Source organism: Kitasatospora sp. NPDC087314 (genome assembly GCF_044744365.1).
Taxonomy (GTDB): Bacteria; Actinomycetota; Actinomycetes; order Streptomycetales; family Streptomycetaceae; genus Kitasatospora.
The window spans coordinates 14,364-37,592 of record NZ_JBIUYE010000025.1 but is presented as its reverse complement, the minus strand read 5'-3'; the positions used below and the strand labels follow the sequence as shown (position 1 = coordinate 37,592).

The window sequence follows — 23,229 nt, the reverse complement described above, 5'->3', positions numbered from 1 at the left end:
CCCGCGCGTCGCACGCGTCACGGCGGCGAAACAACCGGCCGCACTGGCCGAAACCAGCCTTCGGCACTCTCCTCTTCATCGCCGACACCCCGGGTGGCACGGGACAGGTAACCCGGGTGTGGATCGGCTTTCACGCAGAGGAGACGCCGATGCCGGACGGCTTCAGCGCGGGCGACACCGCTTTCGTGCTCATCAGTGCGGCCCTGGTCATGGTGATGACCCCGGGCCTGGCCTTCTTCTACGGGGGCATGGTCAGGGCCAAGAGCACGCTGAACATGCTGGCGATGAGCTTCCTCTCGCTCGGCATCGTCAGCGTGCTCTGGGTCCTCTACGGGTACTCGCTCAGCTTCGGGCCCGACTCCTTCGCCGGCCTGATCGGCAACCTGGACTTCCTCGGGATGCGCGGCATCGGCCTGAACGACCTCACCGGGACCATCCCGGTCACCGCGTTCGCCACCTTCCAGCTGATGTTCGCGATCATCACCCCCGCGCTGATCAGCGGCGCCGTCGCGGACCGGGCCAAGTTCTCCGCCTGGGGCCTGTTCATCGCGCTCTGGGTGACCGTCGTGTACTTCCCGGTCGCGCACTGGGTGTTCTTCTTCGACGGCGGCAACGGCGGCTGGCTGGGCGACCGCAACGGCGTGATCGACTTCGCCGGCGGCACCGCCGTGCACATCAACGCGGGCGTCGCGGGCCTGGCGCTCTGCCTGGTGCTGGGCAAGCGGGTCGGCTTCAAGAAGGACCCGATGCGCCCGCACAGCCTGCCGCTGGTGATGCTCGGCTCCGGGCTGCTGTGGTTCGGCTGGTTCGGCTTCAACGCGGGCTCGGCGCTGGCCGCCAACGGCGTCGCCGCGATGGCGATGGTCAACACCCAGGTCGCCACCGGCGCGGCGCTGGTCGGCTGGTTGGTCTACGAGAAGCTCAGGCACGGCGCGTTCACCACGCTGGGCGCCGCCTCCGGAGCGGTGGCCGGCCTGGTCGCCATCACCCCGGCCTGCGGCTCGGTCAGCCCGTTGGGCGCGGTGGCGATCGGCCTGATCGCCGGCGCGGTCTGCTCCGCCGCGGTCAGCCTCAAGTACCGCCTCGGCTTCGACGACTCGCTCGACGTGGTGGGCGTGCACGCGGTGGGTGGCGCGATCGGCTCGCTGCTGATCGGCCTGTTCGCCACCGGTGGGGTCGGCCAGACCGCCAAGGGCCTGTTCTACGGCGGCGGGCCGGCGCAGCTCGGCAAGCAGGCGATGGGCGTGGCCGTGGTCGCGGCGTACTCCTTCGCCGTCTCCTGGCTGCTGGCGAAGGCGATCGACCGGACGGTCGGCTTCCGGGTCGCCGAGGAGGTCGAGGTGGCCGGTATCGACCAGGCCGAACACGCCGAGTCCGCCTACGATTTCAGCGCGGTGGGTGCGGGCCTGGCCCGGGCCCTGCCGGTCCTGGGAGGCGCCGCCGCGACCGCCCCGTCGGTGGCGAAGGCCGCGGACGGGCCCGCCGGGAAGGCCACCGACAAGGCCAGCGACAAGGCCGGGGCGAAGCCCGCCGAGAAGACCGCCACCACGCCCGCCGAGAAGACCGAGGTCGACGCCCGATGAAGCTCATCACCGCCGTGATCAAGCCGTACCGCCTGGACGAGGTGAAGGCCGCCCTGCAGGCCTTCGGGGTGCACGGCCTGACCGTCACCGAGGCCAGCGGCTACGGCCGCCAGCGCGGCCACACCGAGGTCTACCGGGGAGCCGAGTACACCGTGGACCTGGTCCCCAAGGCCAGGATCGAGGTGCTGGTCGAGGACGAGGACGCCGACGCCCTGATCGAGGTCCTGGTGAAGGCCGCCCGGACCGGCAAGATCGGCGACGGCAAGGTGTGGAGCATCCCGGTCGACACCGCCGTCCGGGTCCGCACCGGAGAGCGCGGCCCGGACGCCCTCTGAGGGCGTCCGGCACCGCCCCCGCACGCCACAGGCGGGCCCGCGGTCCCGATGAGGGCCGCCGGCCCGCCGACGGCGTACCGGCGCCAGGCCGCCCGCCGGCCGCCCGCCGGCCGCCCGGCGCCGCCCGCTCAACCGCACGACGGACGGGACCACGCATGACCACCGACACCAGTCCTTCCGACTACGGCGCCGCCCGGGCCGCGCTGCTCGCCGAGCCCGGCCCGGCCGGACGCCCCCGCCGCACCGCGCTCGCCCGGCTCACCGACGACTGGCTGGCGGGCCTGCTCGCGGCCGCCGGCGACCCGCCGGGCGTCGCGCTGGTCGCGGTCGGTGGCTACGGGCGCGGCGAACTGTCCCCGCGCAGCGACCTCGACGTCCTGCTGCTGCACGACGGCCGCCTCGCCCGTGACCTGCCCGAGCGGATCTGGTACCCGATCTGGGACACGGGCATCGCGCTCGACCACTCGGTGCGCACCGTCGCCGAGGCCCGGGCCGTCGCCGCCGCCGACCTCAAGGCCCAGCTCGGCCTGCTGGACGTCCGCCACCTCGCCGGGGACCGGGCGCTCACCGCGACCCTGCGCTCCGCCGTGCTCACCGACTGGCGCGTCGGCGCCCCCGCGCGCCTGCCGGAGCTGCGCGAACTCGGCCGGGAGCGGGCCGAGCGGCACGGCGAGCTGTCCTTCCTGCTGGAGCCCGACCTCAAGGAGGCCCGCGGCGGCCTGCGCGACGTCGTCGCGCTCGACGCCGTCGCCGCCACCTGGCTCGCCGACGCCCCGCGGGACGGCCTGGCCGCCGCCGCGCTGCGGCTCGCCGACGTCCGGGACGCGCTGCACCTGGTCACCGGCCGGGCCACCGAGCGGCTCAGCCTCCAGGACCAGGACCAGGTCGCCGACCGGCTCGGCGTGCTGGACGCCGACACCCTGCTGCGCCAGGTCTACGAGGCCGCCCGCACCATCGCCTACGCGAGCGACGTCACCTGGCGGGCGGTGGACCGGGTGCTCGCCGCCCGGGCCGGCCGGGGCCGCCGGAGCCCCCGGCTGGCCTTCCCGTTCACCGGTGCCGGGCGCGGCGCGGGCGCGGTGGCCCGGGGCGCGGTGCAGCGCCGCCCGCTCGCCGAGGGCGTGGTCGAGCAGGACGGCGAGGCGGTGCTCGCCCAGGGCGCCCGCCCGGCCGCCGACCCGGTGCTGCCGCTGCGCGCCGCGGCCGCCGCCGCGCAGAACGGGCTGGCCGTCTCGTACGCGACGGTGCGCCGACTGGCCGCGGAGTGCCGCCCGCTGCCGGTGCCCTGGCCGGACGAGGCGCGCGAACAGCTGGTCACCCTGCTGGGCGCGGGCGAGGCGGCCGTCCCGGTGTGGGAGGCGCTGGAGGCGGAGGGCCTGGTCACCCGGCTGCTGCCGGACTGGGAGCGGGTGCGCTGCCGTCCGCAGCGCAACGCCGTGCACCGTTGGACGGTGGACCGCCACCTGGTGGAGACGGCGGTGCGGGCCGCGGCGATGACCCGCCGGGTGGCCCGGCCGGACCTCTTGCTGGTCGCCGCGCTGCTGCACGACATCGGCAAGGGCTGGCCCGGCGACCACAGCGAGGCCGGCGAGGTGATCGTCCGCGACGTCGCCGCCCGGATGGGCTTCGGCCCCGAGGACACCGAGACCCTGGCGGTGCTGGTGCGCCACCACCTGACGCTGGTCGACACCGCGACCCGGCGGGACCCGGACGACCCGGCCACCGTCGAGACGATCACCAAGGCGGTCGGCACCGCGACCCAGCTGGAGCTGCTGCACGCGCTCACCGAAGCGGATGCGCTCGCCACCGGCCCGGCCGCGTGGAGCGCCTGGCGGGCCTCGCTGGTGGACGGCCTGGTGGCCCGGGTCGCCGCCCGGCTGGCCGGCGTCGGCACCGGGCCCGCGGAGGCCGCGCCGACCGCCGAGCAGGAGCGGCTCGCGGTGGAGGCCGCCCGGACCGACGGGCCCGCGCTGTCGTTGCTGGCGCAGTCCGACGGGGCGGAACCGGGCGCCGAACCGATGGGCGTCGAGCTGACCCTGGCCGTCCCGGACCGGCCCGGGCTGCTCGGCACCGTCGCCGGGGTGCTCGCGCTGCACCGGCTGACCGTCCGCTCGGCCGGCCTGCGCGAGCTGGACCCGATCGGCGCCGGCCCGGTGCTGCTGCTGTCCTGGCGGGTGGCCGCCGAGTTCGGCGAGCTGCCGGAGGCCGCCCGGCTGCGGGCCGACCTGCGCCGGGCGCTGGACGGCTCGCTGGACGTCTCGCGCCGGCTGGCCGAACGGGACGCCGCCGCCCCGCGCCGCCGGGGCATCCCCACCCCGCCGCCGCTGGTCGCGGTGGCGCCCGCGGTGGTCTCGGCGACCGCGACCGTCCTGGAGGTCCGCGCGCACGACGCTCCCGGGCTGCTGCACCGGATCGGCCGGGCACTGGACGGGGCGGGCGTCCGGGTGCGGACCGCGCACGTCTCCACGCTGGGCGCGGAGGCCGTCGACTCCTTCTACCTGACCGACGAGGCGGGCCGACCGCTCGCCGCCCGGCAGGCCGGGGAGGTGGCGGAGGCGGTGCGCGCGGCACTGGTCTGAGGTCGTTGCAACCCGGGTGGAGACCGTACCCGGGACGGCCGGATACCCTGGGGGGCGACGACCGTACTGATACCGATGCCGCAGAGGACCCGCGACGACGTGTTCGACACCCTTTCCGATCGCCTCGCAGCGACGTTCAAGAACCTCCGGGGCAAGGGCCGCCTGAGCGAGGCGGACATCGACGCCACCGCCCGCGAGATCCGCATCGCGCTGCTGGAGGCGGACGTCGCGCTGCCGGTCGTGCGGGCCTTCATCAAGCAGGTCAAGGAGCGGGCGCTCGGCGTCGAGGTCTCGGGCGCGCTCAACCCGGCGCAGCAGATCATCAAGATCGTCAACGAGGAGCTCATCGCGATCCTCGGTGGCGAGACCCGCCGGGTGCGGTTCGCCAAGAACGGCCCGACGGTGATCATGCTCGCCGGTCTGCAGGGCGCCGGTAAGACCACCCTCGCGGGCAAGCTCGGCCACTGGCTGAAGAGCCAGAAGCACACCCCGCTGCTGGTCGCCTGCGACCTCCAGCGCCCCAACGCGGTCAACCAGCTCCAGGTGGTCGCCGACCGCGCCAACGTGGCCTTCTACGGCCCGCAGCCGGGCAACGGCGTCGGCGACCCGGTGCAGGTGGCCAAGGACTCGATCGAGTACGCCAAGCAGAAGCAGTACGACGTCGTCATCGTCGACACCGCCGGACGCCTGGGCATCGACGCCGAGCTGATGCAGCAGGCCGCGGACATCCGCGCCGCGGTCGACCCGGACGAGGTCCTGTTCGTCGTCGACGCGATGATCGGCCAGGACGCGGTCACCACCGCGCAGGCCTTCCTCGACGGCGTCGACTTCACCGGTGTCGTGCTCTCCAAGCTCGACGGCGACGCCCGCGGCGGTGCCGCCCTGTCGGTCGCGCACGTCACCGGTCGGCAGATCATGTTCGCCTCCAACGGCGAGAAGGTCGACGACTTCGACGCCTTCCACCCGGACCGGATGGCCTCGCGCATCCTCGGCATGGGTGACGTCCTCTCGCTGATCGAGAAGGCCGAGCAGACCTTCTCGCAGGAGGAGGCCGAGAAGATCGCCGCCAAGCTGCGCGGCGGCCCGAAGGCGTTCACCCTGGACGACTTCCTCTCGCAGCTGGAGCAGGTCCAGAAGATGGGCTCGATCTCCAAGCTGCTCGGCATGCTGCCGGGGATGGGCCAGATCCGCGAGCAGATCAACAACATCGACGACAAGGACGTCAACCGGGTCGGCGCGATCATCAAGTCGATGACCCCGGCCGAGCGCGCCGAGCCGGAGCTGATCAACGGCTCCCGCCGGGCCCGTATCGCCAAGGGCTCGGGCGTCCAGGTCGGCGAGGTGAAGAACCTGGTCGAGCGGTTCTTCGACGCCCGCAAGATGATGTCCGCGATGGCCTCCGGCAAGGGCGTGCCCGGCATGCCGGGGATCCCGGGCATGGGCGGCGGCGCCAAGAAGTCCGCCAAGAAGGCCCCGCAGGCCAAGGGCAAGCGCAAGAGCGGCAACCCGCTGAAGCGCGCGCAGGAGGAGGCCGCGGCCGCCGAGCGCCGCGCGCTCGGCCCGGGCGCCGGCCAGGCCCCGGCCGACGGCGGCGCGTTCGGCCTCGGCGCGGGCAAGGGCCCGGCCGACTTCGAGCTGCCCAAGGAGTTCAAGGACCTGCTGTAGAGCTCGTCCGGTGCTTCAGCGGCCCGCCGTCCGGTCCCCTCCGGGCGGCGGGCCGCTCGTATGTCCGATGATGGTGGCGTGCGAGTGACGATCAGGGCCCCGCGGGCCGAGGACAAGGCCATGTACGCCGAGGCGGTCAAGCGCTCCGCCGAGCACATCGGGCGGTGGAACCCGGTCGAGCCGGACGGGCTGGCCGACCTGCTGGAGCGGCAGGGGCCGGGCCTGTGCACCTTCCTCATCCTCGACGGGGAGAGCGGCGGGCTGGTCGGCAAGGTCAACGTCGCCAACATCGTGATGGGCCGGTTCTGCAACGGTGCGCTGGGCTACGACTCGTACGTGCCGTACGCCGGCACCGGGCGGATGACCGAGGGCATGCGGCTCGTCCTGGACCACTGCTTCGCCGCGCAGTCGGCCGGCGGGCTGGGCCTGCACCGGCTGGAGATCAACGTGCAGCCGGGCAACACGCGTTCGATCGCGCTGGCCAAGCGGCTGGGCTTCCGGCACGAGGGCTTCACCCCGCGGATGCTGTTCCTGCAGGGTGACTGGCGGGACCACGAGCGCTTCGCGCTGACCGCCGAGGAGTGGCCGGGTTCCGCGGCGTAGCCGCTGGTCCGGGGGGGCATCGCGGCCGGTCGGGGGCGTCCTCGGCGCGGCGTTGCGGGTGGCTCGCCCGAGCCCGCGTCCGTATTGTCCGATGGGTGACCGAACCCGTGCCGCCACGCCAGACCCCTGACCAGCCCTGGCGGTCCGAGGGCGCCCCGCCCCCGCCGCCGCCCCGCCGTCGGATGCCCGGCGGCTGGATGGGCCTCGCCCTCACCGCGCTCGTGGTGTTCCTGATCTCCGACCTGCTGCTGTCCTTCTTCGGCAACCCCGGCGCCACCACGATCTCCTACACCGAGTTCAACAACCAGCTCAACAAGGGCAACATCACCAAGATCTACGCCAAGGCCGACGCGATCGAGGGCACCCTCAAGAGCGCCCAGCCCAAACCGGACGGCGGCAAGGGCGACTACACCGACTTCGCCACCCAGCGGCCGTCCTTCGCCAACGACAACCTGTGGACCACCCTGCAGCAGCAGGGCGTCGAGGTCACCGCCACGTCCCCGGTGGTCCAGCAGCGCAGCTTCCTCGCCAACCTGCTGATCTCGCTGGCCCCGATGGTGCTGCTGATCTTCATCTGGGTGCTGCTCGCCCGCCGGATGGCCGGCGGCATGGGTGCCGGCGCGCTCGGCCGCAAGGCCCCGCCCAAGCCGGTCACCGCCGAGCAGGGCAAGCGGACCACCTTCGCCGACGTGGCGGGCATCGACGAGGTCGAGGCCGAACTCACCGAGGTGGTCGACTTCCTGAAGAACCCGCAGCAGTACCGCAGGCTCGGCGCCAAGATGCCGCGCGGCGTCCTGCTGAGCGGCCCGCCCGGGACGGGCAAGACACTGCTCGCCCGGGCCGTGGCCGGCGAGGCGGACGTGCCGTTCTTCTCCGCCTCCGCCTCCGAGTTCATCGAGATGATCGTCGGCGTCGGCGCCAGCCGGGTCCGCGAACTGTTCGCCGAGGCCCGCAAGGTCGCCCCGGCGATCATCTTCATCGACGAGATCGACACCATCGGCCGCCAGCGCGGCGCCGGCGGCGGCATGGGCGGGCACGACGAGCGCGAGCAGACGCTCAACCAGATCCTCACCGAGATGGACGGCTTCACCGGCTCCGAGGGAGTCATCGTGATCGCCGCGACCAACCGCGCGGACGTCCTCGACCCGGCCCTGCTGCGCCCGGGCCGGTTCGACCGGCGGATCACCGTCAGCCCGCCGGACCGGGACGGTCGCGCCGCCATCCTGCGCATCCACACCCGGACCGTCCCGCTGGCCGGCGACGCCGACCTGACCCGGCTGGCCAAGGTCACCCCCGGGATGACCGGCGCCGAGCTCGCCAACCTGGTCAACGAGGCCGCCCTGCTGGCCGTCAAGCGCAAGCAGGACGCGGTGAACGAGCGGGACCTCTCGGACGCCCTGGAGAAGGTCCAGCTCGGTGCCGTCCGGCCGCTGGTGATGCCGCCGGAGGAGCGCGAGCGGACGGCCTACCACGAGAGCGGGCACGCGCTGCTGGGCATGCTGCAGCCCGGCGCCGACCCCGTCCGCAAGATCACCATCGTGCCGCGCGGCCGGGCGCTCGGCGTCACCCTCTCCACCCCGGAGAACGACCGCTACTCCTACACCGAGCCCTACCTGCGCGGCCGGATCATCGGCGCGCTCGGCGGGATGGCGGCCGAGCAGGTGGTCTACGGGGTGATCACCACCGGCGCGGAGAGCGACCTGGAGCAGGTCACCAACATCGCCCGGGGGATGGCCGGCCGCTGGGGGATGAGTGAGCGGGTCGGCCGGCTGACCGCCGTGCCCGCCGACGCGCAGGGCGCCTACGGGCTCTCCGCCGCGCCGACCACCCTGGACGCGGTGGACGAGGAGGCCCGGCGCATCGTCGCCGAGTGCTACGACGAGGCGGTGCGGCTGCTGACCGAGCAGCGGGCCCGGCTGGACGCGTTGGCGGCGGCGCTGCTGGAGGCGGAGACGCTGGACGAGGAGCAGGCGTACCGGGCGGCCGGGGTGCCGAGGAAGTCGCTCGACCAGGCGTGAACCGGTCGGCCGGGGGCGCTCGCCGTGATGGCGGGCGCCCCCGGTTTCGTGTGCCGCGGACCGGTGCGGGTGACCGCTGTCGGGGCGGCGGTGCGTGGGGCCGTCGGCGGTGCGTGCGTCCGTCGGCGGGGCCGTGCGACCGGCAGCAGGGCCGTGCGTCCGTCAGCGGGGCCTTTCGGCGACCAGGTAGCGGAAGACGTTCTCCATCCGGACCGAGCCGTCCGCGCGCAGGTGCGGCTGCAGTGCCTCTTCCAGCTCCTTGGCCACCAGCGAGGCGCCGGAGAACTCCTCGGCCGCCTCGAACAGGCCGGTGGAGAGCAGGCCGCGCACCGCGCTGTCCAGGTCCGCGTAGGCGAACGGGCAGCTCACCCGCCCGCTGCCGGCCGGACGCAGGCCGGCCGGGGCGAGCAGATCCTCCAACGTGCCGGGCGTGCTCAGCTCGAACGGGTCGCGCGCGGTGGTCCGGCCCGCCCTGCGGCGCGCCACGTCCAGCACCGGGGCGCTCGCGCAGCGCTCCGGCGGGCCCCAGGCGGCGAGCACCACGTGCCCGCCCGGGAGGGTCAGCCGGGCGGCCTCGGCGACCACCGGGCCCGGCTCGGCGCAGCCGGGCAACTGCTCGAAGACCGTCACCAGCGAATGGGCCGAGTGGGGGACGGCGGCGGGCGGCCGGGCCCCCGCGCACACCTGCAGCCGGCGGCTGCGGGCCAGCTCGCGCAGCTCGTCCCGCGGCTCCTGGCCGGCGACCTGGGCGCCCCGGCCGGCGGCGAGCAGCAGCGCCAGTCCGGACCGGCAGCCCAGGCCCAGCACGCTGCTCGCCGGGCCGACCTCCAGCCGGTCGTAGACCGCCTCGTAGAGCGGCACCAGCATGCGCTCCTGGATCTCCGCCCAGTCGCGCGCCCGCGCGGGCCACGCCGATCCGGGCTGCGGGTGGTGCGGTCGTGCGCCTGTTGGTCGTACGGTCGTGCCGGTCGTCCGAGCTGAAGCCATCGCGGCCTCCCATCCGGCCCTTCGGTGTGCTGCTACGGCTCCCCCAAAGTCCCGCCCCACTCCAGCGAACAGCGGGTCGGGCCCGGCGTCCAGAGGGGTGCAGGGTGGTGCGCCCGTGTCGCGGTCGTGCGCCCCCTGCTGACGGCGGGTGCCGTCCCCCCGGGCGCGGGCGGGCCGTTCGGCCACCGGCCGGTGGTGTGATACCGATTCGAAGTCAGGGGGCCGCTCCCCGTACCATTCGGGCCATGGCTAAGGCACCCGTTCTCACCCCTCAGGCGGAAGACTTCCCGCGCTGGTACCAGGACCTCATCAACAAGGCCGAGCTGGCCGACAACGGTCCGGTGCGCGGCACCATGGTCATCCGACCGTACGGCTACGGCCTGTGGGAGCGGATGCAGCAGGAGATGGACGCGCGGATCAAGAAGGCCGGCGCGCAGAACGCCTACTTCCCGATGTTCATCCCGCAGTCCTACCTGACCAAGGAGGCCGAGCACGTCGAGGGCTTCGCCCCCGAGCTCGCGGTGGTCACCCACGGCGGCGGCAAGCAGCTCGACGAGCCGGTCGTCGTCCGGCCCACCTCCGAGACGATCATCAACGAGTACTTCTCGAAGTGGGTGCAGAGCCACCGCGACCTGCCCCTGCTGATCAACCAGTGGGCCAACGTGGTCCGTTGGGAGCTGCGCCCGCGCGTCTTCCTGCGCACCACCGAGTTCCTCTGGCAGGAGGGCCACACCGCCCACGCCACCTACGAGGACGCCCGCGCGTACGCGTCGATGATCCACACCCAGGTCTACGGCGACTTCATGACCAACGTGCTCGGCATCGACGTCGTGCTCGGCCGCAAGACCGCCAAGGAGCGATTCGCCGGCGCCATCAACACCCTCACCCTGGAGGGCATGATGGGCGACGGCAAGGCGCTGCAGATGGGCACCAGCCACGAGCTGGGCCAGAACTTCGCCAAGGCGTTCAACACGACCTACCAGCTCCAGGGCGCCGAGCGCGAGTACGTCTGGCAGACCTCCTGGGGCGTCTCGACCCGCATGGTCGGCGGCCTGATCATGTCCCACGGCGACGACAACGGCCTGCGGGTGCCCCCGCGACTGGCCGCCGTCCAGGCCGTCGTGCTCGCCATCAAGGGCGACGACGCGGTGATCGCCAAGGTGCGCGAGATCGGCGCGACGCTGGAGGCCGCCGGCGTCCGGGTGGTCGTCGACGACCGCACCGACACCCCGTTCGGCCGCCGCGCGGTGGACTGGGAGCTCAAGGGCGTGCCGCTGCGCATCGAGGTCGGCCCGCGCGACCTGGAGAACGGCACCGCGATGCTGGCCCGCCGGATCCCCGGTGGCAAGGAGCCGGTCTCCATCGACGGCCTGGCCGCGCTGGTCCCGGGCATCCTGGAGGAGGACCAGGCGCTGCTGCTGCGTCTGTCCCGCGAGCGCCGCGAGGCCCGCACCGTCGACGTCAAGACCATCGACGAGGCCGTCGAGGCCGCCGCGACCGGCTGGGGTCGGATCTCCTGGGCCGACCTCGGCCCGGAGGGCGAGGCCAAGCTGGCCGAGCAGGGTGTTTCGGTGCGCTGCATCGTCGCGGCCGACGGCTCGGTGCCGCTGGCGGACGACCAGGACGGCAATATCGCGATCGTCGCCCGCGCGTACTGACACCTGTTACCAGCAGGTAATGACCGTTACCGGCGACATTTGCCCGGAATGCGGGTGGGTAAGAATCCGGTAACTGTCCGAAGAGCACCCCGACCGCGGACATCCCTACTGGCCGGTCAACTGCCGGTATTAACGGAATAGCGGTACGGTGTACGGCCCGTGGCCCTGTCAACTCGGCGGGTCCACGGGCCGTACGTCCAGGGGGCGACAGCCCGCCCCCGGACGGAATTCACGAGGCCCGTCGAGCTGCGGTGGGCCGAAACCGGCAGGGGGTTGGTCTTGCGTCAGATCCGGAACGCGCAATTCGCGCGCGACCATGCATTCCTGGGAGTTCCCTGGGAATTCCCGAAGAACGGGAACATGCGGAACATCGGCTCGCACTCCATCGTTGGTCTAGCGTGAGCACGACACAGCCCCTCGTCCTCGCGGCCGAACTGGCCGCCGCCTGGAGTGACATCCAGGCCCACCACCAGGACCTCCCCGACCTGGCCTCGCCCGAGGCCCTGATCGGCGAATCCTCTTCGGCCTGTGGCACGCGGCTCGGTTTCGAGCGGCTCCTCCACGAGGCTGCCCACGGTCTGGCCGCGGCCCGGGACATCCGGGACACCTCGCGGGCCGGCCGCTACCACAACCGGCGCTTCCTCATGCTCGCCTCCGAGCTGGGCCTGGCGCACCCGGTCGAACCGCACGCCAGTAGCGGCTTCTCCCAGGTGACCATGCTCAAGGAGACCCAGGAGCGCTACGCGGAGACCATCGAGCGCCTGGACCGCGCCCTCGGCGCGCACCAGGAGGCGGTGGCCGGCGACGGCGCGACGCGCGCCTTCCGCGGCCCGGCGGCCCGACACGGCTCCTCCGGGGGCGGCGTCCGGGTCAAGGCGGTCTGCGGCTGCGGACGGAACGTCCGGGTCGTGCCGTCGGTGCTCGCGCAGGCGTCCATCGTCTGCGGCGCGTGCCAGCAGCCGTTCAAGATCGCGTAACCGCGAGATCGCGTCACCGCGAGATCGCGTCACCGAAAGATCGTTGGACCGGAAGACCAAGAAGACGGGGAAGCCGGCGGACGGCTGTGCGGGCAGTGGATCCGGCCGGAGCGAGCAGGACAGATGAGTTCGTGGGCGGACCGGGAGCGGGGGCTCCCGGTCGAGCCTTGCGAGCGAGCCTGGGGATGATCCTGCGGGCGGCCCTACGGGCGGCCCCCGGATGGCCGGGTGAAGGCGGTTCGCGCCGGTATGGCAGAATGGACAGCTGAGTACTCGGCAGCCGAGCAGGACCCCTCTCTCCTACGGCTGGCGTGTCCCTTGAACGGCCCACGGCGCAACCCCACGCGTCGGCGAGGCTGCTCACCCACGTCAACACCAGGAGAATCCACTCCCGTGGCAGTCAAGATCAAGCTGAAGCGTCTCGGCAAGATTCGCTCCCCGCACTACCGCATCGTCATCGCCGACTCGCGCACCAAGCGTGACGGTCGCGCGATCGAGGAGATCGGCATCTACCAGCCGACCTACAACCCCTCGAAGATCGAGGTCGACAGCGACCGCGCCCAGTACTGGCTGTCCGTCGGCGCCCAGCCGACCGAGCCGGTGCTCGCCATCCTCAAGCTGACCGGCGACTGGCAGAAGTTCAAGGGCCTGCCGGCCCCGGCGCCGCTGAAGGTCGCCGAGCCGAAGGTCGAGGACTTCTCGCACCTGTTCGCGAAGGCCGTCGCCGGCTTCGAGGACGCCACCACCGGTGTCGCCATCACCCCGAAGGCCAAGAAGTCGGACAAGGTCGAGGCTGAGGCCGACGCCGCCGTCGAGGCCTGAGCGTGATCGAGGACGCCCTCGACCACTTGGTGAAGGGCATCGTCGAGCACCCCGACGAGGTGCAGGTGCGTTCGCGCAACCTGCGTCGGGGCAACACCATCGAGGTGCGAGTGCACCCCGATGACCTCGGCAAGGTGATCGGCCGGGGTGGCCGGACGGCGCGCGCACTGCGCACCGTGGTCGGCGCCCTCGGCGGTCGCAACGTCCGGGTCGACCTGGTCGACGTGGACAACATTCGCTGACACAGCTGCTCGTTCAGCCGTCAGGGCTTGTGAGGCCGGCCGGGACGCATGTCGTCCCGGCCGGCCTTTTCGCGTTTCTCGCACTTTCCGCATTCCGTCTCGCTCAGGAACTCCAGGAGAACGATCACCGTGCAGCTCGTCGTCGGCAAGATCGGCCGCGCCCACGGCATCAGGGGGGACGTCAGCGTCGAGGTCCGCACCGATGAGCCGGAACTCCGGCTCGGCCCCGGTGCCGTCCTGCTCACCGACCCCGCGTCGGCGGGCCCGCTGACCGTCGAGTCCGGCAAGGTGCACAGCGGCCGGCTGCTGCTGCGTTTCGCCGGCGTCAATGACCGCAACGGGGCGGAGGCGCTGCGGGGCACCGTGCTCATCGCCGAGGTCGACCCGGAGGAGCGCCCCGACGACCCGGATGAGTACTACGACCACCAGCTGATCGGCCTGGACGTGGTGCTGCTCGACGGCACCCTGGTCGGGGAGCTGACCGAGGTCCTCCACCTGCCGTACCAGGACCTGCTCACCGTCGAGAAGTCGGACGGGACGGAGGTGCTGGTGCCCTTCGTCAGCCAGATCGTGCCGACCATCGACCTGGAGAACCAGCGCGCCGTGATCACTCCGCCGCCCGGGCTGATCGACCCCGAGCAGGCCGAGGTCGCCGGTGGCGCCTCCGCCCAGGTCGCGGAGAGCGTGGACGCTGACGGCGAGGACGGCGCGGAGGGCGTCGACGGCGCGGAGGAGTCGAAGTGAGCGAGGTGGAGGGCGCCGCACAGGTGCAGAGCGGGATGCGGATCGACGTCGTCTCGATCTTCCCCGAGTACCTGGAGCCGCTGAACATCTCGCTGGTCGGCAAGGCCCGTGCCCGCGGCCAGCTGGACGTGCACGTCCACGACCTGCGCGGGTGGACCCACGACGTGCACCGAACCGTGGACGACAGCCCGTACGGCGGCGGCCCCGGCATGGTGATGAAGCCCGAGCCGTGGGGCGAGGCGCTGGACGCGGTGGTCGCCGGCGGGCCCGAGGGCCGGCTGCCGACGCTCGTGGTGCCCACCCCGAGCGGGCGGCCGTTCACCCAGGAGCTCGCCCAGGAACTGGCGGGCCGCCCCTGGCTGGCGTTCACCCCCGCCCGGTACGAGGGCATCGACCGGCGCGTCATCGAGGAGGCGGCCACCCGGATGCCGGTGGTCGAGGCCTCGATCGGCGACTACGTGCTGGCCGGCGGCGAGGTCGCGGTACTGGTGATGGTCGAGGCGATCGCCCGGCTGCTGCCCGGGGTGCTCGGCAACGCCGAGTCCCACCGGGACGACTCCTTCGCGCCCGGCGCGATGGCCGACCTGCTGGAGGGCCCGGTCTACACCAAGCCCGCCGAGTGGCGCGGCCGGACCGTGCCGGACGTGCTGCTCAGCGGCAACCACGGCCGGATCGCCCGCTGGCGCCGGGAGCAGGCCTTCGCCCGGACCCTGGCGAACCGGCCCGACCTGGTCGAGCGCTGGCAGTACGGAGCCTTCGACAAGAAGGACCGGGAGGCGTTCAGCATCCTCGGCCTGGCCTGGGACGAGCAGCTCGGCCGATTTCGGTCCGTGGCCGGTGGTGTGGAAGAATAGGCCGCTGCTGTCTGTTGCTGGGCCCCCTCCGTAGGGGTCACGTGGACCGGCGCCCCCGCCACGGGGGGATCGTCGTCAGCCGATGCGGCCCGCAGCAAACCCCATTGTGACGAACTTCCGTGGGCGGCCCGTGGCGCTCGCGATGGAGAGCAACATGAGCAACAAGCTCGCTGCTGTCGACGCGGCCTCGCTGCGTAGCGACATCCCGGCCTTCCGCGCCGGTGACACCCTGAAGGTCCACGTCCGGGTCATCGAGGGCAACCGCTCCCGTGTCCAGGTCTTCCAGGGCGTCGTCATCCGCCGCCACGGCGCCGGCATCGGTGAGACCTTCACCGTTCGCAAGGTCAGCTTCAACGTCGGCGTGGAGCGCACCTTCCCGGTGCACACCCCGGTCGTCGAGAAGATCGAGGTCGTGACCCGTGGTGCGGTCCGCCGCGCCAAGCTGTACTACCTGCGTGACCTCCGCGGCAAGGCCGCGAAGATCAAGGAGAAGCGCGACCGCTGATCCACCGGCCCCCGGCCTCGCCGGGGGATCGGATCGCTCCGGGGGCCGGGCTGCCGCACGGTAAGCTCAGCCCCCGATGAGCACGCACGAACCACCCGCGGACCGCGACGGCAGTCCCGCACCCACCGGTGCGGACTCGCTGTCGCGGTCCGCGGTCGTTTCCGCGGCGGTCCCCGCTGCCGCTCCCGGAGGGGGTGCGGGGGCGGACGCCGGGCCGACCTCCCGGGATGCTGCCGAGGATGTCCCGGCGGCTGAGGACGCTCCAGAGTCCGAGGGCGTACCGGAGCGTGAGGACGAACCGGGGCGTGCGGGCACACCGGAGGACGAGGACGCGGCGGAGGACGAGGAGCCGGGCCACTCGCGCTCGCGGGACCTGCTGCTGCTCGTGGGGATCTGCCTGCTGGCCCTGCTGTTGGTGAACGCCTTCGTCGCGCGCCCGTTCTCGGTGCCGTCCGGGTCGATGGAGGACACCCTGCACCCGGGCGACCGGCTGATCGCGAATCAGCTCGCCTACGCCTTCGGCGGTCACCCCCAGCGGGGCGATGTCGTGGTCTTCGACGGAACGGGCTCCTTCCTGCCGGAGTCGGACGAGCCGGCCGGCTTCTGGGACGGGCTGAGCTCGCTCGGCCGGGACCTCGGCCTGGTTCCGGCCGGGAACACGGTCTACGTCAAACGGGTGATCGGCGTGGGCGGGGACCGGGTGACCAGCACCGGCCCGGGCGGGCGGATCACCGTCAACGGGGTGCCGATCGACGAGTCCTCCTACCTGGCCCCCGGGGACCAGTCGTCGAGCGTGGCCTTCGACGTGGTGGTGCCGACCGGCAAGCTCTGGGTGATGGGGGACCACCGCAGCGCCTCCCGCGACTCGCGCGACCACCTCGGCGAGCCCGGCGGCGGCTTCGTGCCCGAGAGCAGGGTGATCGGCCGGGCGGACTGGGTGGTCTACCCGTTCTCGCGCTGGACCGGTCTGGACAGGCCTGCGGCCTTCGCCGCGACTGCGGGAACGGGCGGTCATGGGGACCAGAGGTAGGGGCCGGCTCGCTGACCGTCGGGCTCCGCAGCCGGGCGATGGAGGATCGAAAGGAGCCGGATCGAACGGCGTGGGACCCGGCGGCGTGGGACCCGGCGGCGCGGGATCCGACGGCTTGCGGCCAGGAGGTGCCGCCCCCGGGGGCGCCGGCCCGGCCGAGACCGCGCCGGTCCGGGGCCGGGCCGCGCGCCGTCGCAGCGCCAGACGGGCGGCCCGGCGGCGCAGCCGGTCGCTGCTGCGCGAGTTCCCGCTGATCATCCTGGTGGCGCTGCTGGTGGCGCTGGTGATGAAGACCTTCCTGATCCAGGTGTTCGTGATCCCCTCGGGTTCGATGGAGCAGACCATCCAGGTCGGGGACCGGGTGCTGGTGGACAAGCTGACCCCCTGGTTCGGCAGCGAGCCGCAGCGCGGCGACGTGGTGGTGTTCAAGGATCCGGGCGGCTGGTTGGAGAGCGACCGCAAGCCGTCCGGCGACGGTCCGGTGCTGGGGGCGGCCAAGCAGGTCCTCACCTTCGTCGGGCTGCTGCCGTCGGACAGCGAGCAGGACTTGATCAAGCGGGTCATCGGTGTCGGCGGGGACACCGTGGAGTGCTGCGACGCGCAGGGACGGCTCAGTGTCAACGGCACGCCGGTGGACGAGCAGTCGTACGTCGCGTCCGCCAACCCGCCGTCCCGGCAGCCCTTCAAGGTGAAGGTGCCGCAGGGTCGGCTCTGGGTCATGGGCGACCACCGGGACGTGTCCGCCGACTCCCGCTTCCACATGGGGAATCCGGGGCAGGGGACGATCCCGCTGAGCGGTGTGGTCGGCCGGGCCTTCGTGATCGCCTGGCCCCTGGACCGCTTCCATCAACTTGACGTGCCGAGTTCACTCTCCTCGTTGGCGCGGGCTCCGCAGGCGCGCGGAACTGCGCCGGAACCCGTGGGCGTTGGGCCGGTTCCGATGGAACCTCCGCTCGTTATGGGTGTGTTGGGCATCCTTCCGGTCGCCGTTCGCCGGCCTGGGCGGCCATCTGTGTGAGCCTGGCCGGCCGCCGAGCGGCCGGGCCGCGCGCGTTGGACCGCGAGCCGGATGCCTTGGAGTGATAGAGAAGTGCAGGTGCGGCCGGGATTGGTCCCGGTCGCGTGCCGAGGCTGTGCTGGTGTCAGGGGAGCCCGCGATGGGCAGTTCCTGAACCGGCCGTGGTCACGGTGAGCGTGGTGCCCGCTGTGCGGCACTCTGAGCGCGGGCGCACGGGCGTCCGCACAGCAGGGAGGAGATGTTGTGGGGGATGTGGTGATCGGCGCCCGCTCAGGCGCGGGCGAGCCCGAGGGCTCCGGCCGTCGGGCGGCCCGGTCCGCCGAGTCCGGTGCCCTCTCGGCCTCGGCCTCGGCCGAGGACACGGCGGCCCAGTCCGCCGACGACCAGGGCGATGGGGCGCAGGGCCCCACCGGGGGCTCCTCGGAGTTCCAGCGGCCCGATGGCGAGTCGGCGGACCAGTCGGAATCGCAGGCCCCCGACAAGCAGCACAAGCAGCGTTCCTTCTGGAAGGAACTGCCGATCCTGATCGGCATCGCGCTGGTCCTGGCGCTCGTGATCAAGACCTTCTTCGTCCAGGCGTTCTCCATTCCGTCGGAGTCGATGCAGAACACGCTGCAGGTCGGCGACCGCGTCCTGGTGGACAAGCTGACCCCCTGGTTCGGGGCCGAGCCCGAGCGCGGCGAGGTCGTGGTGTTCCACGACCCGGGTGGCTGGCTGAACGACGAGCCGACCCAGCAGAGCAGCAACTCCTTCGTCCGGGGTGTCCAGGACGTGCTCAGCTTCGTCGGTCTGATGCCCTCGACCAACGAGAAGGACCTGATCAAGCGGGTCATCGCGGTCGGCGGGGACACCGTCGAGTGCCAGGGCACGGGACCGGTCAAGGTCAACGGCGACGCGCTCAACGAGCCGTACGTCTACCCGGGCAACACTCCCTGCGGTGACCACCCGTTCGGTCCGCTGAAGGTGCCCGACGGTCGGATCTGGGTGATGGGCGACCACCGCGCGGACTCGCTGGACTCCCGCTTCCACATGGACCAGCCGGGCGGCGGCACCGTGCCGGTGGGCAACGTGGTCGGGCGCGCCTTCGTGGTGGCCTGGCCGATCAACCACTGGTCGACGCTTCCGGTGCCGAACACCTTCAGCCAGACGGGGCTGGCGGCGGCCGCGCCGATGGCGCCGCCCGTGGCTGGTGCGGTGGGCGCGGTCGCGCTGCTCCCGCTGGTGCGTCGGGTGCGGGACCGGAAGGACCGCCGGAAGGATTCCTGAGCTCCACCGGGTTCTCCCCAGGCCTTGCGCGGGCCGTGGTACCGACGAGTAATCTGCTCGGACGTGCCACGGCCCGTCGGCTTTTCCGCCGGGGCCTCCGGCGTGCCAGTGGAGTTCTCCGGTCGGCCAGAGGTGGACGGTTTCGATGAGCAGTGTCGTTGACCAGACGGCCGACCGCCCGGCTGCGCCCGCCCGTCCGCGCCGACGGTCCGCCGCGGTGCTGCAGGGCGTGGCGATCGCGCTCGGGCTGGTGCTGATGGTCGGCGGCTTCGCCCTGATCGCGATCGACTACCGGCCGTACAACATCCCGACCGCCTCGATGTCCCCCACACTTCGGATCGGGGACACCGTGCTCGCCCGGAAGGTCGGCGGCGGGGCCGTCGGCCGGGGCGACGTGGTCGTCTTCCGGGACCAGGCCTGGGGCGGCGAGCTCATGGTCAAGCGGGTGGTCGCGGTCGGCGGGGACACCGTCGCGGCCAACGGGAACGACCACGGGCTGACGGTCGACGGCAAGCCGGTGGAGGAGCCCTACCTCGCGGCGCAGGGCCCGCAGGGCACCCCGTTCAGCGTCACCGTGCCGCCGGGGCGGCTGTTCCTGCTCGGCGACAACCGGCTGGGCTCGCTCGACTCCCGCACCCACCTGGAGGTCGACAGCGGGACCGTCCCGGCCGACGCGGTGGAGGCCCGGGTCGAGGCCACCCTGCTGCCGTTCGGCCGGATGGGTGACCTGGGCCGGACCACGGCCTTCGACGGGCTCGCGGGCCCGAAGGGCAGTGCGCCCGGGCCGCTGCAGCCGGCCGCCTACGCGACCGTTGCGGGCGCGGCACTGATCCTCGTGGTGTCGGCGGTGGGTGGGGTGGCGGGCCTGGCCCGTCGGCTCCGCCGGGGGCGCAGCTCCTGACCGCGGCCGTCGCGGCCCGGGCCGCTCTGTCGAACATCGCCCCGGACGACCGCGCCGGGTGGCAGGATCGGTAGCGCCACCGACGCGAACGGAAGGAGCGTGGAGCGCTGCCATGACGGCACAACGGCGTAGGGCGGCGCGGATCCTGCTGCTGGACGGGCAGGACCGCATCCTCCTCTTCCTGGGCTCCGACCCGGCGACGCCGGGGGAGGCTTGGTGGTTCACGCCCGGGGGCGGCTTGGAGCCCGGGGAGGACGTGCGGGAGGCAGCCGCGCGGGAACTCGCGGAGGAGACCGGCCTGCGGGGTGTGGACCTGGGGCCCTTGGTGGCGTACGGCACGGTGTCGTTCTCCTTTCAGGGACAGCGTTACGAGCAGGACCAGTGGTTCCACCTGGCCCGGACCACGGAGACGGGTCTCGACCACTCGGGGATGGGCGAGGACGAACACGCCCAACTGCTCGCGGCGCGCTGGTGGACGGTCGAGGAGTTGAGGGGGACCGCCGAGACGGTCTATCCGGTCGGACTGGCGGACTTCCTGGGGCGACTGCTGGCCCAGGGCCCGCCGGTCGCTCCGGTACGGCTCTGAGCGTGGGTGCGGTGGTCCACAATGGGTGGACGTGACAAGTTGAGGGGACGCCTGGATGAGTGCCGAAGATCTCGAGAAGTACGAGACCGAGATGGAGCTCAAGCTCTACCGGGAGTACCGGGACGTCGTCGGCCTGTTCAAGTACGTGATCGAGACCGAGCGACGTTTCTACCTCACCAACGACTACGAGTTGCAGGTGCACTCGGTCCAGGGCGAGGTCTTCTTCGAGGTGTCGATGGCGGATGCGTGGGTCTGGGACATGTACCGGCCGGCCCGGTTCGTCCGCAAGGTCCGGGTGCTGACCTTCAAGGACGTGAACATCGAGGAACTCGCGAAGAGCGATCTGGAGCTGCCCTCGGACGAGTCCGGCTTCGGGAACTGACGTTGGACTGCTCTGCCCCGCGTTGTCCAGCGGAATTTCGCGCAATCGGGGCCTCTCACTCCTGCGGGTGACAAAAGTTATCCACAGGCCTTGAGTTATCCACAGGGAATGGGAAATTCCCGGTGCCGTCGTGCTCGACGGTGCAGCCTCCACGGCGGAGGTGGTCACCGTGCAGAACACGATCGTGCAGGACCAGGCCGTACCGGGTGCGGCCGTACCGGACCCGGCCGGAGCGGGCGGCGGCGTGCGGGAGGGCACGCGGGACGACCCGCAGGGCGGCGCCGGGCCGGGCTCGCGCCGCAGCGCCAATGGCCGCAGCACCAATAACGGGCTCGGCCGCTACGGGGAGCGGGTCGCCGTTCGGCGCCTCATGGAGGCCGGGCTCCGCATCCTCGACCGCAACTGGCGCTGTGTCGAGGGGGAGCTGGACATCGTCGCCCTCGACGGCGACACCGTGGCGGTCTGCGAGGTGAAGACCCGCTCCGAGCGGGGCTTCCAGCAACCCAGTGAGGCCATCGGCCAGGCCAAGGCCGCCCGGCTGCAACGTCTGGCCGAGCGTTGGATGGCCGAGCGCTGGCCCGGCCACTTCGCGAAGCTGGCCGGTCCCGGCTACGACCCGGGGCCGACGGACCCGCACTGGCCGCCCGCACCACCCGGGGGCGTGCGGATCGACCTGGTGGCAGTGGTCAACCGGGCCCGGGGTGCGGCCGTGGTCGACCACCTGCGGGGGGTGGTCTGAGATGGCCTTCGCCCGTACCTGTTCCGTCGCGCTGGTCGGCGTCGACGGAGTGATCGTCGAGGTCCAGGCCGATCTGGAGCCCGGGGTGGCCGCGTTCACCCTGGTCGGCCTGCCCGACAAAGCGCTGTCCGAGGCCCGCGACCGGGTGCGCGCGGCCGTGGTCAACAGCGGCGAGGCGTGGCCGCAGCGCAAGCTGACAGTCGGGCTCAGCCCCGCCTCGGTGCCCAAGAGCGGCAGCGGTTTCGACCTCGCGGTGGCCTGTGCCGTCCTGGCCGCGGCCGAGCGGCTCGACCCGTCGTCCATCGCCGATCTGCTGATCATCGGCGAACTGGGGCTGGACGGCCGGGTGCGGCCGGTCCGCGGGGTGCTGCCGTCGGTGCTGGCCGCGGCCGACGCCGGATACCAGCGGGTCGTGGTCGCGGAGCAGACCGCGCCCGAGGCCTCGCTCGTCCCCGGGGTGAGCGTGATCGGAGTCCGCAGCCTGCGGCAGCTGGTCGCCGTCCTGACCGGCGCACCCGCGCCGGAGGAGCCGCCCGACCCGATCAGCGGCCGGCCGGACCCGCTGATGGCCGGCCTGATGCTGCCCAGCGCCGGCGTCCGGGGACTGCCCGACGACCGGGTGGCGCGCCTCGACCTGGCCGATGTGGCCGGCCAGTACGAGGCCCGGCGCGCCCTGGAGATCGCCGCCGCAGGCGGACACCACCTGTATCTCAAGGGCCCGCCGGGCGCGGGCAAGACGATGCTGGCGGAGCGGCTGCCCTCGCTGCTCCCGCCGCTGACCCAGAAGGAGGCGTTGGAGGTCACCGCCGTGCACTCGGTCGCCGGGCTGCTCCCGGCCGGGCGCCCGCTCATCGACACGGCGCCGTACTGCGCCCCGCACCATTCCACGACGATGCCGGCGATCGTCGGCGGCGGCAGCGGTCTGCCGAGACCGGGGGCGGTCTCGCTGGCCCACCGGGGCGTGCTGTTCCTGGACGAGGCACCGGAGTTCCCCGTCCGGGTGCTCGATGCGCTGCGCCAGCCGCTGGAGTCGGGCGAGGTGGTGATCGCCCGTTCGGCCGGATCGCTCCGGCTCCCGGCCAGGTTCCTGCTCTGCCTGGCCGCCAACCCCTGCCCGTGCGGCCGGCACTCACGGCGGGGCGAGGGGTGCGAGTGCAGCCCCGCGATGGTCAGCCGCTACCAGGGGAGGCTCTCCGGACCGCTGCTGGACCGGGTCGACCTCCAGGTCCAGGTCGCCCCGGTGACGAGGATCGAACTCATGGAGCGGGACGCCACGGCGGAGAGCACCGAGACCGTCGCGGCCCGGGTGCTGGCCGCGCGGGACCGGGCGGCGGCCCGCCTGGCGAGCACCCCGTGGCGGACCAACGCGGAAGTCCCAGGCCATGAGCTGCGCACCCGCTGGCAGCTCGAACCCGGCGCACTGAACGACGTCGCGCGCCAGTTGGAGCGGGGGTTGCTGACCGCCCGCGGCCTGGACCGGGTGCTCCGGGTCGCCTGGACGGTCGCCGACCTCGCCGGTCGCGACCGGCCGGACCAGCGGGACGTACGCACCGCGTTGGTCCTGCGCACCGGAGTCGAGCAGGGGCTGCCGCTGACCGAGCGGGTCTACGGTCGGCTCGGGCGCATCCCGGCCCAGCGCGGTCCGGTCGACGATCCGTCCGAAGCGCAGGGCCGGGTGGGCCCGTTCGAGAAAGCCGACCACCCCGATCCTCCAGCCGACTCCGGTGGCCCAGGC

Annotated in this window: 21 protein-coding genes and 1 pseudogene; 21 read left to right on the top strand and 1 reads right to left on the bottom strand. The window is 72.8% G+C overall.

Features of this window, described 5'->3' with window-relative positions:
• The first annotated feature begins 149 nt into the window (after positions 1-149).
• The 6 genes from ACIO5E_RS37480 (at position 150) to ftsH (ending at position 8,783) form a co-directional block, all read left to right on the top strand.
• On the top strand, positions 150-1,583 hold the full coding sequence (locus ACIO5E_RS37480) for an ammonium transporter (RefSeq protein WP_400676666.1): 1,434 nt from the start codon (positions 150-152) through the stop codon (positions 1,581-1,583).
• Positions 1,580-1,918 carry a P-II family nitrogen regulator gene (locus ACIO5E_RS37475; protein WP_400676665.1) on the top strand — a complete coding sequence of 113 codons (339 nt, stop codon included), beginning with the start codon at positions 1,580-1,582 and terminating at the stop codon, positions 1,916-1,918. The genes ACIO5E_RS37480 and ACIO5E_RS37475 overlap by 4 nt, the downstream gene beginning before the upstream one ends.
• Positions 1,919-2,073: 155 nt before the next feature.
• Entirely contained in the window at positions 2,074-4,497 is a 2,424-nt protein-coding gene (locus ACIO5E_RS37470) for a [protein-PII] uridylyltransferase (RefSeq protein ID WP_400676663.1), read from the top strand.
• Between the two features lie 99 nt (positions 4,498-4,596).
• Positions 4,597-6,162: a signal recognition particle protein gene (ffh, locus tag ACIO5E_RS37465; protein WP_400676734.1), complete on the top strand. Its 1,566-nt coding sequence runs from the start codon at positions 4,597-4,599 to the stop codon at positions 6,160-6,162.
• Positions 6,163-6,222: 60 nt separating this feature from the next.
• Positions 6,223-6,765, top strand: coding sequence for a GNAT family protein (locus ACIO5E_RS37460; protein ID WP_280685326.1), 543 nt, complete (start codon positions 6,223-6,225; stop codon positions 6,763-6,765).
• 95 nt (positions 6,766-6,860) lie between these two features.
• Positions 6,861-8,783, top strand: coding sequence for an ATP-dependent zinc metalloprotease FtsH (gene ftsH, locus ACIO5E_RS37455; protein ID WP_400676661.1), 1,923 nt, complete (start codon positions 6,861-6,863; stop codon positions 8,781-8,783).
• A gap of 162 nt (positions 8,784-8,945) precedes the next feature.
• On the opposite strand, the gene ACIO5E_RS37450 is transcribed toward ftsH, so the two are convergent.
• The gene (locus ACIO5E_RS37450) at positions 8,946-9,770 is read right to left on the bottom strand and encodes a class I SAM-dependent methyltransferase (protein WP_400676659.1); all 825 of its coding nucleotides are present in this window, start codon (positions 9,768-9,770) and stop codon (positions 8,946-8,948) included.
• 245 nt (positions 9,771-10,015) lie between these two features.
• Between ACIO5E_RS37450 and proS the strand changes: the two genes are divergently transcribed.
• The 15 genes and pseudogenes from proS to ACIO5E_RS37375 all read left to right on the top strand — a co-directional run.
• On the top strand, positions 10,016-11,428 hold the full coding sequence (gene proS, locus ACIO5E_RS37445; RefSeq protein ID WP_400676657.1) for a proline--tRNA ligase: 1,413 nt from the start codon (positions 10,016-10,018) through the stop codon (positions 11,426-11,428).
• Between the two features lie 398 nt (positions 11,429-11,826).
• Positions 11,827-12,405, top strand: a complete 579-nt coding sequence (locus ACIO5E_RS37440; RefSeq protein WP_280685330.1) for a hypothetical protein — start codon at positions 11,827-11,829, stop codon at positions 12,403-12,405.
• 393 nt (positions 12,406-12,798) lie between these two features.
• Positions 12,799-13,227, top strand: a complete 429-nt coding sequence (rpsP, locus tag ACIO5E_RS37435) for a 30S ribosomal protein S16 (protein WP_280685331.1) — start codon at positions 12,799-12,801, stop codon at positions 13,225-13,227.
• A gap of 2 nt (positions 13,228-13,229) precedes the next feature.
• The gene (locus ACIO5E_RS37430; RefSeq protein ID WP_030056773.1) at positions 13,230-13,469 is read left to right on the top strand and encodes an RNA-binding protein; all 240 of its coding nucleotides are present in this window, start codon (positions 13,230-13,232) and stop codon (positions 13,467-13,469) included.
• A 129-nt stretch (positions 13,470-13,598) separates the two neighbouring features.
• Complete coding sequence (rimM, locus tag ACIO5E_RS37425) at positions 13,599-14,213, top strand: ribosome maturation factor RimM (protein WP_400676654.1); 615 nt, start codon at positions 13,599-13,601, stop codon at positions 14,211-14,213.
• 35 nt (positions 14,214-14,248) lie between these two features.
• On the top strand, positions 14,249-15,067 hold the full coding sequence (gene trmD, locus ACIO5E_RS37420; RefSeq protein WP_400676732.1) for a tRNA (guanosine(37)-N1)-methyltransferase TrmD: 819 nt from the start codon (positions 14,249-14,251) through the stop codon (positions 15,065-15,067).
• A gap of 154 nt (positions 15,068-15,221) precedes the next feature.
• Positions 15,222-15,572, top strand: coding sequence for a 50S ribosomal protein L19 (gene rplS, locus ACIO5E_RS37415; protein WP_030306736.1), 351 nt, complete (start codon positions 15,222-15,224; stop codon positions 15,570-15,572).
• Positions 15,573-15,648: 76 nt separating this feature from the next.
• Positions 15,649-16,602 carry a signal peptidase I gene (gene lepB / locus ACIO5E_RS37410; RefSeq protein ID WP_400676652.1) on the top strand — a complete coding sequence of 318 codons (954 nt, stop codon included), beginning with the start codon at positions 15,649-15,651 and terminating at the stop codon, positions 16,600-16,602.
• A 115-nt stretch (positions 16,603-16,717) separates the two neighbouring features.
• Positions 16,718-17,620 (top strand): signal peptidase I, encoded by a 903-nt coding sequence (lepB, locus tag ACIO5E_RS37405; RefSeq protein WP_400676650.1) that lies wholly within the window; start codon positions 16,718-16,720, stop codon positions 17,618-17,620.
• A gap of 243 nt (positions 17,621-17,863) precedes the next feature.
• The gene (gene lepB / locus ACIO5E_RS37400) at positions 17,864-18,886 is read left to right on the top strand and encodes a signal peptidase I (RefSeq protein WP_400676648.1); all 1,023 of its coding nucleotides are present in this window, start codon (positions 17,864-17,866) and stop codon (positions 18,884-18,886) included.
• A 145-nt stretch (positions 18,887-19,031) separates the two neighbouring features.
• Positions 19,032-19,787: a signal peptidase I gene (lepB, locus tag ACIO5E_RS37395; protein WP_400676646.1), complete on the top strand. Its 756-nt coding sequence runs from the start codon at positions 19,032-19,034 to the stop codon at positions 19,785-19,787.
• A gap of 112 nt (positions 19,788-19,899) precedes the next feature.
• Complete coding sequence (locus ACIO5E_RS37390) at positions 19,900-20,373, top strand: NUDIX hydrolase (RefSeq protein ID WP_400676644.1); 474 nt, start codon at positions 19,900-19,902, stop codon at positions 20,371-20,373.
• A gap of 55 nt (positions 20,374-20,428) precedes the next feature.
• Positions 20,429-20,755: a DUF2469 domain-containing protein gene (locus tag ACIO5E_RS37385; RefSeq protein ID WP_030056781.1), complete on the top strand. Its 327-nt coding sequence runs from the start codon at positions 20,429-20,431 to the stop codon at positions 20,753-20,755.
• A 169-nt stretch (positions 20,756-20,924) separates the two neighbouring features.
• Positions 20,925-21,494: a YraN family protein gene (locus ACIO5E_RS37380; RefSeq protein ID WP_400676642.1), complete on the top strand. Its 570-nt coding sequence runs from the start codon at positions 20,925-20,927 to the stop codon at positions 21,492-21,494.
• Between the two features lies 1 nt (position 21,495).
• Positions 21,496-23,085 (top strand): annotated as a pseudogene (locus ACIO5E_RS37375) (YifB family Mg chelatase-like AAA ATPase); the annotation flags it as partial.
• Between the last annotated feature and the right edge of the window lie 144 nt (positions 23,086-23,229).

What these genes read in the sequence shown, in the direction of transcription:
- ACIO5E_RS37480 (WP_400676666.1), top strand. Translation starts at nt 150, where the DNA reads ATGCCGGACGGCTTCAGCGCGGGCGACACCGCTTTCGTGCTCATCAGT.
- ACIO5E_RS37475 (WP_400676665.1), top strand. Translation starts at nt 1,580, where the DNA reads ATGAAGCTCATCACCGCCGTGATCAAGCCGTACCGCCTGGACGAGGTG.
- ACIO5E_RS37470 (WP_400676663.1), top strand. Translation starts at nt 2,074, where the DNA reads ATGACCACCGACACCAGTCCTTCCGACTACGGCGCCGCCCGGGCCGCG.
- ACIO5E_RS37460 (WP_280685326.1), top strand. Translation starts at nt 6,223, where the DNA reads ATGTCCGATGATGGTGGCGTGCGAGTGACGATCAGGGCCCCGCGGGCC.
- ACIO5E_RS37450 (WP_400676659.1), bottom strand. Translation starts at nt 9,770, where the DNA reads ATGGCTTCAGCTCGGACGACCGGCACGACCGTACGACCAACAGGCGCA.
- proS (WP_400676657.1), top strand. Translation starts at nt 10,016, where the DNA reads ATGGCTAAGGCACCCGTTCTCACCCCTCAGGCGGAAGACTTCCCGCGC.
- trmD (WP_400676732.1), top strand. Translation starts at nt 14,249, where the DNA reads ATGCGGATCGACGTCGTCTCGATCTTCCCCGAGTACCTGGAGCCGCTG.
- rplS (WP_030306736.1), top strand. Translation starts at nt 15,222, where the DNA reads ATGAGCAACAAGCTCGCTGCTGTCGACGCGGCCTCGCTGCGTAGCGAC.
- lepB (WP_400676652.1), top strand. Translation starts at nt 15,649, where the DNA reads ATGAGCACGCACGAACCACCCGCGGACCGCGACGGCAGTCCCGCACCC.
- lepB (WP_400676646.1), top strand. Translation starts at nt 19,032, where the DNA reads ATGAGCAGTGTCGTTGACCAGACGGCCGACCGCCCGGCTGCGCCCGCC.
- ACIO5E_RS37390 (WP_400676644.1), top strand. Translation starts at nt 19,900, where the DNA reads ATGACGGCACAACGGCGTAGGGCGGCGCGGATCCTGCTGCTGGACGGG.
- ACIO5E_RS37385 (WP_030056781.1), top strand. Translation starts at nt 20,429, where the DNA reads ATGAGTGCCGAAGATCTCGAGAAGTACGAGACCGAGATGGAGCTCAAG.